The sequence below is a fragment of the Bacillus sp. FJAT-50079 genome (assembly GCF_018343515.1).
Lineage (GTDB): Bacteria > Bacillota > Bacilli > Bacillales > Bacillaceae_C > Lederbergia.
On sequence record NZ_JAGYPD010000005.1, the window covers coordinates 167,652 to 181,280 of the forward strand.

Sequence of the window (13,629 nt, forward strand, 5' to 3'; positions counted from 1 at the left end):
ACCGATTGTAAAATCCTACCACTTATTCAAGCAGCCCTTTTGTCGAATTGACCCCTTTGATGTTCGGATCAATTTGCACGGCTTGTGCGAGCGAGCGTCCTAACGCTTTAAACAATGCTTCAATTTTATGATGTGTATTTTCTCCATATAAAACACGGGCATGCAACGTTATCCCTGAATTAAAAGCAAAGGCGCGGAAAAACTCTTTCACAAGCTCTGTGTCAAAATTGCCTAATGATTGGCGTTCAAATTCGCCTTCAAAATGGAGAAATGGGCGCCCGCTAATATCTAAAGCGACAAAGCCGAGCGATTCATCCATTGGCACATAAGCGGAACCGTAGCGAACGATCCCTACCTTATTCCCAAGAGCTTCACGGATTGCTTTCCCGAGAACGATGCCCGCATCCTCAACGGTGTGATGACTATCAATATGTAAGTCACCGTCTACCTTTAACGTTAGTCCGAATCTGCCATGCCGAGCAAACGCATCGAGCATATGATCAAAAAAACCAACACCTGTTTTAATCTCAACGACTTCTGGATCGTCCAAACGAATTTCTAACTCAATTTTTGTTTCTGAAGTTTCTCTTCTATTTGATGCGCTACGCATTGCTTTCACTCCATTCACTTAATGCCGATCGCAGACGATCATGCTCCTCCGTCGTTCCAGCCGAAATTCTGATTGCTTTTAATGATTCATCATCGAAGAAGCGGATTTTAATTTTTCTTTCATATAGAAAATCGGCTAATTGTTTTGCTCCATCCATTTTCATTAAGAAAAAATTCGCTTGGCTTGGAAAAAGGACAGCACTGTTCGTACGTGCTGCAAATTCCGTCATAATTTCTTCCAGCTCGGCGATTTGCTCCAATTGCAATAATAAAAATTGATCGAGCACATTTGGTTTTTCTAATAGCTGTGTCCCTAGCGATGCCGAAAGTGTATTAACGTTGTAAGGAGGCTTAATGCAGCTAATGCCAGCAATTAATTGATCATTAGCAATTAAAAAGCCGAGCCTTAATGCCGCCATCCCAAGTGCTTTTGACGCGGTTCGCAAAATAATCAGATTTTCATAGTTAAGAAATTTGTTAGCGAACGCAGACTCTCCCGCAAAATCGATATATGCTTCATCCAAAATAAGCAAACCGCCTACTTGTGCGAGCTCCTTAATCAATGATTCAATTTCAGCTTCTGAATACAATTGTCCTGTTGGATTATTTGGGTTCGATAAAAATAATAATTTTGGCTTTTTCAACTGAATTTCCTCTTTCACCGTTTCAAGAGGAAGGGAAAAATCAGCCTTCAGATCAATCTTCGTTATATTCGCTCCCATAACGAGCGCATTCTTTTCATACATCGAAAAATCCGGTTCTAAAACAATGACTTGATCTCCTGGATCAAGTGCATATTGAGATATGATTGTAATCAATTCGTCAGAACCATTTCCCGGCAAAATATTTTCAGCGGGAAAACCGCTGTATTTTGCAAAAGCAGTGACGAGCCGTTCAGAGCTTTCAGCCGGATAACGGTTAATCGCTATTTCTTCCAACTTTGAAAAATCAGCAGATGAAAGCAGACTCATAAATGCCTCATTGCTATCGAGTCGAATCATATCATATTCAGGCTTTACTTTATACGGAGTTAATGTTTGAATCGATTTTCTCATTGTTCCATCCTCACTTTTACAGCACGCGCATGGCCAGCCAATTGTTCTTCAGTCGCAATTCTTTCAATATATGGTGCCGCATTGCGCAATGCTTGCTCAGAATAATAAACATACGTCGTCTTTTTCACAAAATCATCAACAGATAACCCTGAAGAAAATCTCGCTGTTCCAGCCGTCGGTAAAACATGGTTAGGCCCTGCAAAATAATCTCCGACGGATTCTGGTGTGTAATGGCCGATAAATACAGAGCCAGCGTTTTTCACCTTGCTTAATTGGGCAAGAGGATCAGCGACCTGCAATTCCAAATGTTCTGGGGCTAACGCATTAACAAGCCGGAAAGCTTCATCGAGCGATTCAACGAGAACGGCCGCTCCTTCAGATGTTAATGCCACTTCGGCAATCTCTTTTCTCGGAAGTGTATCACATTGCTTTTTTAATTCTTCCTTCGTTTCCTTCAATATTTTTTCCGAAGTCGAAAAAAGAAACGGTCTTGCTTTTTGATCATGCTCAGCTTGAGCAAGCAGATCGGCGGCGATAAAGCGAGGGTTCGCTGTTTCATCGGCAATAATCGCCACTTCTGATGGTCCTGCAATCATATCGATGCCAACATCTCCGAAAACAAGAGACTTTGCGCAAGCAACATACGCATTTCCAGGTCCAACAATTTTATCAACGGGATCAATTCCTTCGATCCCATATGCCAATGTCGCAATCGCCTGGCTGCCGCCCATTTTATAAATCGTATGAACACCAGCTATATCAGCGGCAACAGATAAAATTGGTGAAATTGCTCCGCCATTTCGGGCAGGTGTTGTCATCACAATTTCGCTTACACCTGCTAAGACGGCAGGAATCGTATTCATTAACACCGTTGATGGATAAACAGCGGTACCACCGGGAACATACACCCCGACCCTTTCGATTGGCCGAAAAAGCTGACCGCTCACGATGTCTTCCGTCATTTCCATCATTCTTGATTGTTGAAGTTGCTTTCCATGGAAAGAACGAATATTTGCGGCTGACTTTTGCAGCGATTCAATGACATCTTGAGGAACTTCCTCCCATGCCGCCTTTCTCTCTTCATCAGTAACTATCCACTGTTCAGGAACTCCACCATCAAATTTTTCCGTATATTGTTTTAAAGCGGCTTCCCCATTTGCTTTAATGTTTTCAATCACTTCTTTTACTGTTTCGATGATTTGCCCATCAAACGAGCTTTTCTTTGTTTTCCTTGAAATAAATGTGGCGGTAAATTGATCAGCAAGATAAGTTGGTATCATATAACCGCCTCCTCCACTTTAAATGATTCAATTAATGGATAGAGCATTGCTTTTTTCAGCTTTAATGAATTTCGATTAGCAATGCAGCGTGCTGAAAGATCGAACATCTCTTCCTTAACGATAAGCCCGTTTTCCTCCAATGTATTGCCTGTTTCAACGATATCAACAATATCATCAGCAAGCCCGAGCAACGGTGCCAATTCCACTGATCCTTCTAATTTCACAATGTCAATCGACTTTCCTTTTTCGCGAAAATATTTCGTCGTTATGTTCGGATATTTAGTAGCAATCCGTTGTTTACGCTGTGAATAATGTGTTAATGGCTCACCTGCAATCGCAAAGCGGCATTTTCCAAATGGAAGCGGTAATAGATCAAATACATCGGGCTCATTCTCTAATAAAATATCTGCACCGATAATTCCAAGATCGGCAATCCCGTGTTCCACGTATGTAGCGACATCAACACCTTTAGCAAAAACAGCGAAAAATTCACTCGTTTCTACTTGCAGCTTTCTTCCTTTATCGATCAATGGCTGAACATCATAGCCACGTTCTTGTAAAAATGCGATAAACTGTCTTTCTAATCTTCCTTTTGTTAAAGCAAGGACTGGCTTCATTTTTCTAACACCTCTAGCTTTCCATCCTTATTCGTAATTTCGAACACTTTATCATATCCATCTAACCGGGCATTTGCCGGTTGAACATCAACGATGCAATCAGCAAATTCACTTCGCAATTGCTCCGCAAAGACAAGTGAATCATCTTCGGCAATAATACATATTTTTTGTTGTGATTTTTCGATTTGAATTTGTTCAGCTAGCACATCTACTTCAAACGCTAATCCTACGGCCGATACTTGTTCCTGAAATTGATCATATAATTGATCATAACGTCCACCTGAAAAGCAAACAGTACTTGATTGCTTCAAAAATCCTCGGAACATAATTCCTGAATAATAAGGTAGATTTTTTACTCTTCCTAGATCCACGAGTATTTCTTCATTCCCCGATTCTTTAATAATGAGGACAAGTTTTTTCAAATGCAAGAGCATATTTAATAATTCCGGCTTATTTTCCCAGCGTTTTTCGTATTCAGTGATAATTTCCATTTGGCCAAATGCATCTACTAAACTGGCTAATTCATTGGCTAATTTCTTATCACCATTTGCAGCGGCAATTTGGAATACTTCGTCCTTCTTTTTGTCATGCATCGCGATTCTTAACCGTTCGTGGTCTGCTCTAGATAAAGTTAATTCAGATGCAAGCTGTTCGTAAATTCCAGCATGCCCCAATTCAATTACACTTGCGCCGACATTCAATTCCTTTAAAAACGATTGAGCCATGAGTAAGCTTTCACCTTCTCCCATTAGCTCAGGCATATGAATCATTTCCACCCCCGCCTGATAATGCTCCACACCAGGCATGTTCTGTTTAAAAACCGATCCGGCGTACGCCCATTTCTGCGGGTACTTCTCTTGGTTAGATAAGGCTCTTGCGATCGCCGTCGTCCAATCTGGGCGGAGCACCTCAATCTCTCCTTCTGAATTGAACCATTTCATCATGTTTTGCAATTTCATATCAACATATTCGTTCGTAAAAGTTGATGCATATTCAATCACGGGTGTAGAAATTTCATTATACCCACGAAGTGTAGCCACTTTTCTGAACTTTTCTATTACATGAAAACGGCTGCTAACTGCCACTCCCATTTCATCCTTGCTTCCGGCTGGCAAAAACATATTCGGTCACCTCTGATTTCTTTATTCCACTATCACTCTATCGAACTAAAGGATTTAAGTTGATCTCACTTTATCATAAAAGAAAAAAGCAGTCAAACACTTTTAGATATTTCATATTAAAAGCCTGAAACGATTATAGTAAATCATTTCAGGCTGCATTGATTCTAATAAAGATGACAAGCAACGAAATGCCCAGGCTTCACCTCTTGCCATTCCGGCTTCATCTTTGAACAAATTTCCATTGCTACGGGACAACGGGTTCGAAATACACAGCCGCTTGGTGGATCGATCGGACTTGGGACATCACCTTTTAAAACAATTCGTTCCCGTTGATGTGTAGGATCAGGAATCGGTACGGCCGATAGCAATGCTTGTGTATATGGATGGAGTGGGTCGTCATACAAACGTAAACTGTCTGTAAGCTCAACCATTTGCCCTAAATACATGACAACAATTCGATCAGAAATATATTTTACCATCGATAAATCGTGAGCGATAAATAAATACGTTAAATCCATTTTCTTTTGAAGTTCTTTTAATAGATTAACAACTTGTGCTTGAATCGAAACATCAAGCGCAGATATCGGCTCATCACAAACGATAAATTTTGGATTTAGTGCGAGCGCACGAGCGATTCCAATTCTTTGTCGTTGTCCTCCACTAAACTCATGAGGAAAGCGATTCAAATGATCTGGATCTAACCCTACTAATGTGAGCAGCTCCTTAATTCGTTCTTTTTTCTTTTTGCCATGAAGCGTTCGATGAATGGCAAATGGCTCGCCAATGATTTCCTCAACCGTCATTCGCGGGTTTAGTGAAGCATACGGATCTTGAAAAATCATCTGAATTTCACGCCGTAGCTTTGCCAGCTCACGCTGATTCGCCGCATATATATTTTTCCCTTGATACAATACTTCTCCTTCCGTTGCTTCATATAAACGGACCATTGTTCGACCAGCTGTTGATTTGCCACATCCACTTTCTCCAACAAGCCCAACCGTTTCCCCTTGATAAATATCCAATGTTAGTCCGTCGACTGCCTTTAATTGCTTATTTGCTACTGAAAAATACTTTTTCAGATTTCTTACTTGTAGTAAGGGAGATGAAGGAATATCATTCTTGTCAGCTATCTTACTATGAAGTTCGACTGTCATAACGTTCCTCCCCCTGTCAATTGTTTTTTCGCTAATGGATGATGAAGCCAACATGAGGCAGATTGTTCGTTGTTTACCTCTTGTATTTCTGGTTGATGATCTTTGCATACATTCATCGCAAACTCACATCGTGCATAAAAAGGGCATCCTTTGGGCGGATCGATCAAGTCGGGCGGTGTACCAATAATCGGGGTAAGCGGTTGCTTTTTATCCATGTCAAGTCTTGGTACAGACCGAAGCAATCCTTTCGTATATGGATGCTGTGGCTGAGCAAATAGTTCTTCAACCGTTCCTGTTTCCACCACCTGACCCGCGTACATAACAATGACTCTATCGCACATCTCGGCAACGACCCCTAGATCGTGAGTAATTAAAATAATCGATGTGCCTGTTTGCTCCTGAATCTCTTTCATTAATTCTAGTATTTGGGCTTGTATCGTTACATCAAGCGCTGTTGTAGGTTCGTCCGCGATTAACAGTCGGGGATTGCACGCCAAAGCAATTGCAATCATCGCCCTTTGTCTCATCCCTCCCGAATATTCATGAGGATATTGGGCAATTCTTTTTTCGGGTTGTGGGATACCGACAAGTTGAAGCAAGTGTAACGCCTTTTCAACGGCAGCTTTTTTTCCAATATTATTATGACGCATGAGCGCCTCAATAATTTGGTTGCCCACCTTGCTCGTTGGATTAAGTGAAGTCATCGGATCTTGAAAAATCATACTAATTTGGTTTCCACGTATTTTTTGCATTTCTTTTTCACTTGCAGCAAGCAAATTTTTCCTATCAAAAATGATCGAACCTTGTTTATAGTGAACAGGTGGTGATGGTAAGAGCTTCATGATTGATTTAGCAGTCACACTTTTTCCGCAACCTGACTCACCTACGATGGCAATCGTTTCTCCTTCTTTCACCACAAAATCAACGCCCCGAACGGCTTGTACTTCCCCAGCATACGTTTGGAAGGATACATGCAAATCTTTCACTTCTAAAATATTTTCCATAAGGCTCCCCTCCTAATTCCGCAATCTTGGATCGAGGGCATCACGTAAACCATCCCCAAACACATTGAATGCCAGCATCGTCAAGGAAATTAATATAGATGGAATGAGCAATTGATAAAAATTCCCGATATGAATGCTGCCAAGCGCATCATTCACAAGCGTTCCCCAGCTTGCTTGTGGAGGTTGAACGCCTAATCCAAGATAACTTAATGTTGCTTCAGCAAAAATAGCTGTCGGAACTGTCAAAGTTATATTGACAAGAATCGGACCAAGCGTGTTCGGAATCATATGCTTTCTCAATATCCAGCTCATTTTTGCCCCCATCGCTGTGGCAGCATGAACATATTCCATTTCCTTCAATTGAAGCACTTGACCGCGTACAAGCCGGGCCATCGGGATCCAGCCGGTAATTGTCATCGCAATAATAATTGGCCAAATTCCTCTTTTCATCGCAATCATGACTAAAATGACGACTAATAAATACGGGATTGCATATAAAATTTCGGCAATTCTCATCATTACATTATCCGTTCTTCCACTACGGATCGCCGATATCCCTCCATACACAACCCCAACAACGAAATCGATCAAAGCAGCCATAAAGCCAATAAATAAGGAAATCCTAGCTCCATACCAAGCACGTGTAAATAAATCCCTCCCTGCCGAGTCTGTCCCAAACCAATGCTCAGCATTCGGTCTCAAATTCTTTTTAGCAAAATCTTGCTCGTAATATGTAAATCCATTTAAATGCGGGCCAATGATCGCCATGATGAGAAGGAGGACAATCGTGATCAATCCAAACATCGCCAGTTTATTTGTTTTGAGCCTGCGCCAAACGTCCGCCCAATAGGAGATCGATGGCCTTGAAATTTTTTCTGCTGCCTCAAAATTATGAACAGCTGGCTGAAACATCTCTTCCGTCAGTTTGATTTGATTGCTCATTGACTGCCCTCCCCCGTGACCTTAATGCGTGGATCAATCCACGTATACGCAACATCGACGATAAAGATTAAAAAGATTAAAATCGCACTATAAAAAACCGTCGATCCTAAAATAACAGAGTAATCACGATTAAAGATGCTTTTTACGAACATTTCTCCCATTCCGGGAATGCCAAAAATGTGTTCAACAATAAAGCTTCCCGTTACTAGGTTTGCAGTCGTAATTCCTAGTACAGTTACAACTGGAAGCAATGCATTCCGAATCGCATGTTTAATAATAACTGCGCTTCTTGACAATCCCTTTGCTTTTGCTGTTAACATATAATCCTGATTCATCACTTCCAACATGCTCGACCTCATCAAGCGGGCAAGATAAGCCAATGGCATCATCGCTAATGAAATCGAAGGAAGGATCGTGTGTGACCATGACTTCCATGTGGCAACAGGCAGGACTCGCAAGTGGACGGCAAAATATTGAATAAGGAACGTTGCGAGAATAAAGCTCGGAACGGAAATACCGATTATTGCAATAATCATCGAAAGATAATCTGGCCAACGATTGTGGTATAACGCTGCAATGACACCTAAAATCAAGCCAAATGTGATGGCGATGACGAGTGCCTGCAATCCAAGGTGAAGGGAAACCGGGAAACCTTTTTTAATATAATCATTGACCGTAAGTGTTTTAGATTTCATAGATGGACCAAAATCCAATTGGAGCAATGATTTTAAGTACAAGCCATATTGAACAATTTCTGGTTTATCCAAATTATAATGACGCTGCAAATTATTGTATATCGCTTCTGGCATAGGACCTTCCTTGGCAAATGGATTGCCAGGGATGATTTTCATAATAATAAATGTAAGTGTAATGATGACCCATAAAGTGATCAAAGCCCATATGAATCGTTTCAACGTATATTTGAGCATACATTTCACCCCGATCAACGATTAGAAAAATCGGGGTATGTCCTTTAGACATACCTCGATTTTTGATCAAAACGTTTTTTACTTCTCGATATCCGCATATATAAACTGTGGATAACTATTAATTGGTGTGTAAACTCCTTTAACATGTGACTTCACCATGAACGGTTTCGTATAGAAATAAATTGGCATGATTGGCATTTCATCCATTAAAATTTCTTCAGCCTTATGCATCGCTTCCATACGCTCTTTTTGATCCATCGATGATTTCGCTGTATTTACATAACTGTCATAGTCAGCATTGCTCCAGTTCGCATCATTAAATGGACCATCCGTTACCCAAAGATCGATAAATGTCATTGGATCAACGTAGTCGCCAACCCAACCACCTCGAGAAATTTCATAATCGCCTGCTTTCTCACGGTCCAGTTTGACTTGGAATTCTACGTTTTCAAGTATTACTGATATATCAAGATTTTTGCGCCACATTTCCTGAACAGCTTCGGCGATTTTCTTATGTCCTTCGGAAGTGTTATATACAATTGTAAATTCCGGCAATGCATCCATGCCTTCCTCTGCAAGTCCTTCGGCAAGCAGTTTTTTTGCTTCATCCACTGCATTATCTTCAAATAATTCTCCCGTATTTTCCTGGAAGTCACCGCTCACATCTGGCATTCCCGGTGGGATAATCGAATAGGCCGGCTGTTGTCCACCTTGTGATACGTGCTCTGTGATCGTTTGTCGATCAATGGCCATTGAAAGTGCCTTGCGAACCTTTTTATTATTAAACGGTTTCACATCATTGTTTAAGTTATAATAATAGACTGCTAGATCCGGACCATTATTAAATTCTGGATCGCCAGATTCTACTAATTGACCTTGAACATCTTGCGGAAGTGGATACACGAGATCAAGCTCATCAGCCTGATACATTTGCCAGGCCGTGTCTTCATTGTCAATAATGACAAATTGAACCTCATCAAGTTTGATCTTATCTTTATCGTAATAGTTTTCATTTCTTTCAAGTTTCATGCTTTCCTTATGGTTCCATTCCGTCAGCTTAAACGCACCGTTAGATACATAGCTAGCAGCCTCCAATGACCAATCAGGATTTGCTTCTTGGACTTTTTTATTAATTGGATAGTATGTGTAAAAAGAAGTCAAATCAAGGAAATACGGCGTTGGCTGTGCAAGCTTCACTTCAAGCGTCTTTTCATCTTTTGCAGTAACTCCTACCTTCGCTTCTAGCGCCTCGTACCCTGCCTCATCTTCAGAACTATTGTATTCCTCTGCTCCTTCTAAATAATAAAGCTGGTATGCATAATCGGAGGCACTTTCCGGATTTAAAGCAAATTTCCAAGCATACTCAAAGTCTTCTGCAACAACCGGATCACCATTCGACCATTTCATTCCATCTTTTAAATGAAACGTCCAAATTAAGCCGTCATCGCTGACATCCCAAGTTTCAGCCATTCCAGGAATAATTTCTCCCTCAGGCGTTTTCTTTGTCAATCCCTCAAAGGCATGCTCCAATATCCATGAATCATGCGTACCTTGTGCCAAACCTGGATGTAATGCACCTGGTTCTTCATTATTATTGAGATATAAAATTTTCTTATCTGCAGGCGCTTCTTCTTTTTCTTCCTGTTCAGCCGATTGACCGTCATTTTCGTTTTCACCTTGATTACTCGTTTGTTCTGTTCCACCGCTAAAACAGCCGGCGAGCAATAGGATTAGAGACAAAAACAACACGACGAAAGAAAACTGTGACTTCTTCAAACAAAATCCCCCTTGTGATCATATTTAGTAACGTGAAATCTATGATGCGTCTTCATAGTTCGTTCACATCTCCGTCACATTTTAAATATACCAAATTACTTACCTAATATTCAATCTTTACTTTATATTCAGATAATTATTTTTGTACAAGTAAAAAACCAGAGTGATTTATTAAATCGCTCCGGCTTTTTACTTGTATTTTTTTATGTTGCAACATCCCGTTTTGTGAAGAAGATAAATGCCAAAAGATGAAAAATGAAGAAGTAAATAAGCATCATCGTAATGGAGAAGGACATCGTCATACCTTCAACTAACGGACTCCCATCCGCGTATTGCATTAAATTCGTATTGGCAAATAGGCTATATTTTGCCCAATCGAATTTCATGGCTAGCAATTGGGTCACCGTTCCGCCCATCATTAAGAGGAAAATGGAAATTCCAATTGCTAAGCCACTCACTCGAAAGACTGCCGAAATCATAAATGCCATTGTCGCAAGTAAAAAGATACTTAAAGAGTTTAGTAAATACGATTTAATTAAGTAGAGAAGAAGACTTTGTTCTACAACGGTCCCTTTTACATAGGCAAGGTGAACATTGCTTGCCTCTCCACCAGTACCAAACAAAATGGCCCCTATTGCTGCTGCACTGACGAATAAAACGCCAAGCACAAGTAATAAAAACAGGATGACTGTCGTATACTTTGCCATTAAAATTTTCCAACGATGAAACGGTTTGATCAATAATACTTTAACAGTGCCCCAAGTAAATTCATTGGCGACAATTCCCGCAGCGATGATAATAACAAACAAGCCAGCAAAACTAATAAATGATGCCGAATCCTGAATAAATGTCCAGACCGTAGTTGTATATTCTGGTGCTAAATCATGCTCGATTCGATATTCATTGATTGCGATTTGCTGTTTAAAAAATTCTTTCGTCATCGGCATTGTTTCCATATTCGCCGCGTGTTGTTGATTGGAAATTGTTAATTCTTGTTTCCAATCCTGATCAACTGGTTCTGCTTTTGAGTCTAGATATTTTGTGATTGCACCATTTCCGATCACAAGCAAGACAACTAATCCAATCATGATATAAGTGCCGATTTGTTTAAAAATTTTAATCCATTCATTTTGGATGAGATTAAGCATGTGACGCTACCTCCTCGTTACTCGTGATTTCTAAGAAGCGATCTTCAAGTGATTTTGTCGTCATTTTCACTTCATAAATAAGGATATCTTGTTCCACGAGTCGCTTAATTACGTTTGGTACTTGCTCCTTGCCAAGCTCTAGCTCGAGTCCTTCCTTATGGTCCTTTACGTCATACCCTTCGGTAAGCAAAATAGCCTTCGCTTTCTGTGGATCATTCACTTTACATAAATATGTCTGCTCAGCAACACTTTCATTCATACGAACATTTTGCACGTTAATGAGCTTTCCTTTTTGAATAATTGCGATACGATCACACATCATTTCCATCTCCGACAGTAAATGACTTGATACAATCACCGCAAGTCCCTTCTCGCGGGCTAAGCTGCGCAAATAATCACGAACTTCACGAATGCCTGCTGGATCTAATCCATTTGTCGGTTCATCCAAAATAAGAATTTTCGGATCATGAAGCAAACTTTGTGCGATTCCCAGACGCTGCCTCATCCCAAGCGAGTATGTTTTCACCTTGTCATGGATGCGATCTTTTAAGCCAACAAGCTCAATAATTTCATCGATTTTTTCCTTTGTAATCCCTTTAATAAGCCGTGCCACTTGCTGCAAGTTTTGATAGCCGGTTAAAAACTTATACATTTCTGGATTTTCTACGATCGCACCAACATGTTGGATCGCATCTTCATAATCCTTTTCAACATTTTTCCCGCAAATCGCAATTTCTCCTGAAGTAATCCGAATAAGTCCAACGATCATCCGAATCGTCGTTGTCTTTCCTGCGCCATTCGGTCCTAAAAAACCGAATACCTCTCCTTCATTAACCGTAAAGCTTAAATCGTCAATAATTTTACGGCGACGAATCACTTTTGAAACATTTTTCAGCTCAACTACCGTTTTCACCGTACCTCACTCTCCTTATCTCCCATAATTGTTTTAAACCATTCTAATACCGAGGTGCCTTGCTCCTCTCGAAGCTGTTCTACATTTTCATGCCCGATAATATCGCCGTTAAATATGGCGATTACCTCATCCATAATCGGCTCGATTTCATCGATTTCGTGTGTAGCAATAATGACGGTTTGCTTTTCAAAATCAATATACGTAAGCAAACTTTTTACAATCGAATCTCTCACTAAAGCATCAAGACCTGAAAATGGCTCATCGAGCAAAATGACAGGCGCTTCTCGAGCCAGTGTTAATATGAGCTTCAATCTGCCACGATTTCCTTTAGATAGCTGTTTAATCTTTTTATTAACTGTGAGGTTCATTTCCTTTAATAGTTCATTTGCCTTACTTTCATTAAAATCTGGAAATTGCGAAGCATAAAAGTCAATCATTCGTTTGATTGTGAAGGACTCATAAAACATGTCTAATTCGGTTAAATAGGAGACTTTTTCACAAGATTTCCTTGTAACCTCTTCTCCAAAAACAGTAACACTCCCATTACTCGGATAAACAAGTCCGGTAATCATTTTTAATGTCGTTGATTTCCCACTCCCGTTGGGACCTAGTAATCCATAAATTTTCCCGGACTGGAATTCCAAATCCACCTGATTTAAGGCGTATTCTGAGCCATATTTCTTCGTAACATTAGATAAGCGAATCGTCATGCTGATCACCTTCTTCAAAAAATTCCTCCAGACCAGACTTCATCTGTTCCTTCGATAGCCCAAGCTCACGCATACTTATTACAAACTGTTCAATAATTTCGCGTTGCATCGTTTGTTTTAACTCCTCTACAATGGACTGATTTTCCACAATGAATGTCCCTTGCCCTCTTTTCGTTTCCACTACGCCCATCCTCTCCATTTCGGTATATGTTCGTTGAATGGTATTCGGATTTACACCTGATTGAATCGCCATCTCTCTTACAGAAGGCAATTTTTCTCCTGGCTTTATTTCACCGCGAATCATTTGTTGAAAGATTTTTTCGGCAATTTGTATATAAATTGGTTTTGATGCAATAAACTCTTTGGCCACT

At 40.3% G+C, this 13,629-nt stretch carries 14 protein-coding genes; all 14 read right to left on the bottom strand.

From position 1 onward, the window contains the following. Positions 1 to 22: 22 nt before the first annotated feature. Positions 23 to 610: an imidazoleglycerol-phosphate dehydratase HisB gene (gene hisB, locus KHA95_RS14535; RefSeq protein ID WP_213138246.1), complete on the bottom strand. Its 588-nt coding sequence runs from the start codon at positions 608 to 610 to the stop codon at positions 23 to 25. After that, positions 603 to 1,664: a histidinol-phosphate transaminase gene (hisC, locus tag KHA95_RS14540; protein ID WP_213138247.1), complete on the bottom strand. Its 1,062-nt coding sequence runs from the start codon at positions 1,662 to 1,664 to the stop codon at positions 603 to 605. The genes hisB and hisC overlap by 8 nt, the downstream gene beginning before the upstream one ends. Next, positions 1,661 to 2,944 carry a histidinol dehydrogenase gene (hisD, locus tag KHA95_RS14545; protein ID WP_213138248.1) on the bottom strand — a complete coding sequence of 428 codons (1,284 nt, stop codon included), beginning with the start codon at positions 2,942 to 2,944 and terminating at the stop codon, positions 1,661 to 1,663. The genes hisC and hisD overlap by 4 nt, the downstream gene beginning before the upstream one ends. After that, positions 2,941 to 3,561: an ATP phosphoribosyltransferase gene (gene hisG, locus KHA95_RS14550; RefSeq protein ID WP_213138249.1), complete on the bottom strand. Its 621-nt coding sequence runs from the start codon at positions 3,559 to 3,561 to the stop codon at positions 2,941 to 2,943. The genes hisD and hisG overlap by 4 nt, the downstream gene beginning before the upstream one ends. Beyond that, positions 3,558 to 4,682, bottom strand: coding sequence for an ATP phosphoribosyltransferase regulatory subunit (locus KHA95_RS14555; RefSeq protein ID WP_213138250.1), 1,125 nt, complete (start codon positions 4,680 to 4,682; stop codon positions 3,558 to 3,560). The genes hisG and KHA95_RS14555 overlap by 4 nt, the downstream gene beginning before the upstream one ends. A gap of 164 nt (positions 4,683 to 4,846) precedes the next feature. Next, entirely contained in the window at positions 4,847 to 5,836 is a 990-nt protein-coding gene (locus KHA95_RS14560) for an ABC transporter ATP-binding protein (RefSeq protein WP_213138251.1), read from the bottom strand. Continuing rightward, complete coding sequence (locus KHA95_RS14565; protein ID WP_213138252.1) at positions 5,833 to 6,840, bottom strand: ABC transporter ATP-binding protein; 1,008 nt, start codon at positions 6,838 to 6,840, stop codon at positions 5,833 to 5,835. Before KHA95_RS14565 ends, KHA95_RS14560 begins: the two co-directional genes overlap by 4 nt. Positions 6,841 to 6,852: 12 nt before the next feature. Beyond that, positions 6,853 to 7,782: an ABC transporter permease gene (locus KHA95_RS14570; protein ID WP_213138253.1), complete on the bottom strand. Its 930-nt coding sequence runs from the start codon at positions 7,780 to 7,782 to the stop codon at positions 6,853 to 6,855. Further along, the gene (locus KHA95_RS14575; RefSeq protein ID WP_213138254.1) at positions 7,779 to 8,711 is read right to left on the bottom strand and encodes an ABC transporter permease; all 933 of its coding nucleotides are present in this window, start codon (positions 8,709 to 8,711) and stop codon (positions 7,779 to 7,781) included. The genes KHA95_RS14570 and KHA95_RS14575 overlap by 4 nt, the downstream gene beginning before the upstream one ends. Positions 8,712 to 8,789: 78 nt before the next feature. Then, positions 8,790 to 10,487, bottom strand: coding sequence for a peptide ABC transporter substrate-binding protein (locus KHA95_RS14580; RefSeq protein ID WP_213138255.1), 1,698 nt, complete (start codon positions 10,485 to 10,487; stop codon positions 8,790 to 8,792). 203 nt (positions 10,488 to 10,690) lie between these two features. Further along, complete coding sequence (locus tag KHA95_RS14585) at positions 10,691 to 11,635, bottom strand: ABC transporter permease (RefSeq protein WP_213138256.1); 945 nt, start codon at positions 11,633 to 11,635, stop codon at positions 10,691 to 10,693. Continuing rightward, entirely contained in the window at positions 11,628 to 12,548 is a 921-nt protein-coding gene (locus KHA95_RS14590) for an ABC transporter ATP-binding protein (RefSeq protein ID WP_213138257.1), read from the bottom strand. Before KHA95_RS14590 ends, KHA95_RS14585 begins: the two co-directional genes overlap by 8 nt. After that, positions 12,545 to 13,258 carry an ABC transporter ATP-binding protein gene (locus KHA95_RS14595; protein ID WP_213138562.1) on the bottom strand — a complete coding sequence of 238 codons (714 nt, stop codon included), beginning with the start codon at positions 13,256 to 13,258 and terminating at the stop codon, positions 12,545 to 12,547. Before KHA95_RS14595 ends, KHA95_RS14590 begins: the two co-directional genes overlap by 4 nt. Continuing rightward, the gene (locus KHA95_RS14600) at positions 13,239 to 13,628 is read right to left on the bottom strand and encodes a GntR family transcriptional regulator (RefSeq protein WP_213138258.1); all 390 of its coding nucleotides are present in this window, start codon (positions 13,626 to 13,628) and stop codon (positions 13,239 to 13,241) included. The genes KHA95_RS14595 and KHA95_RS14600 overlap by 20 nt, the downstream gene beginning before the upstream one ends. Between the last annotated feature and the right edge of the window lies 1 nt (position 13,629).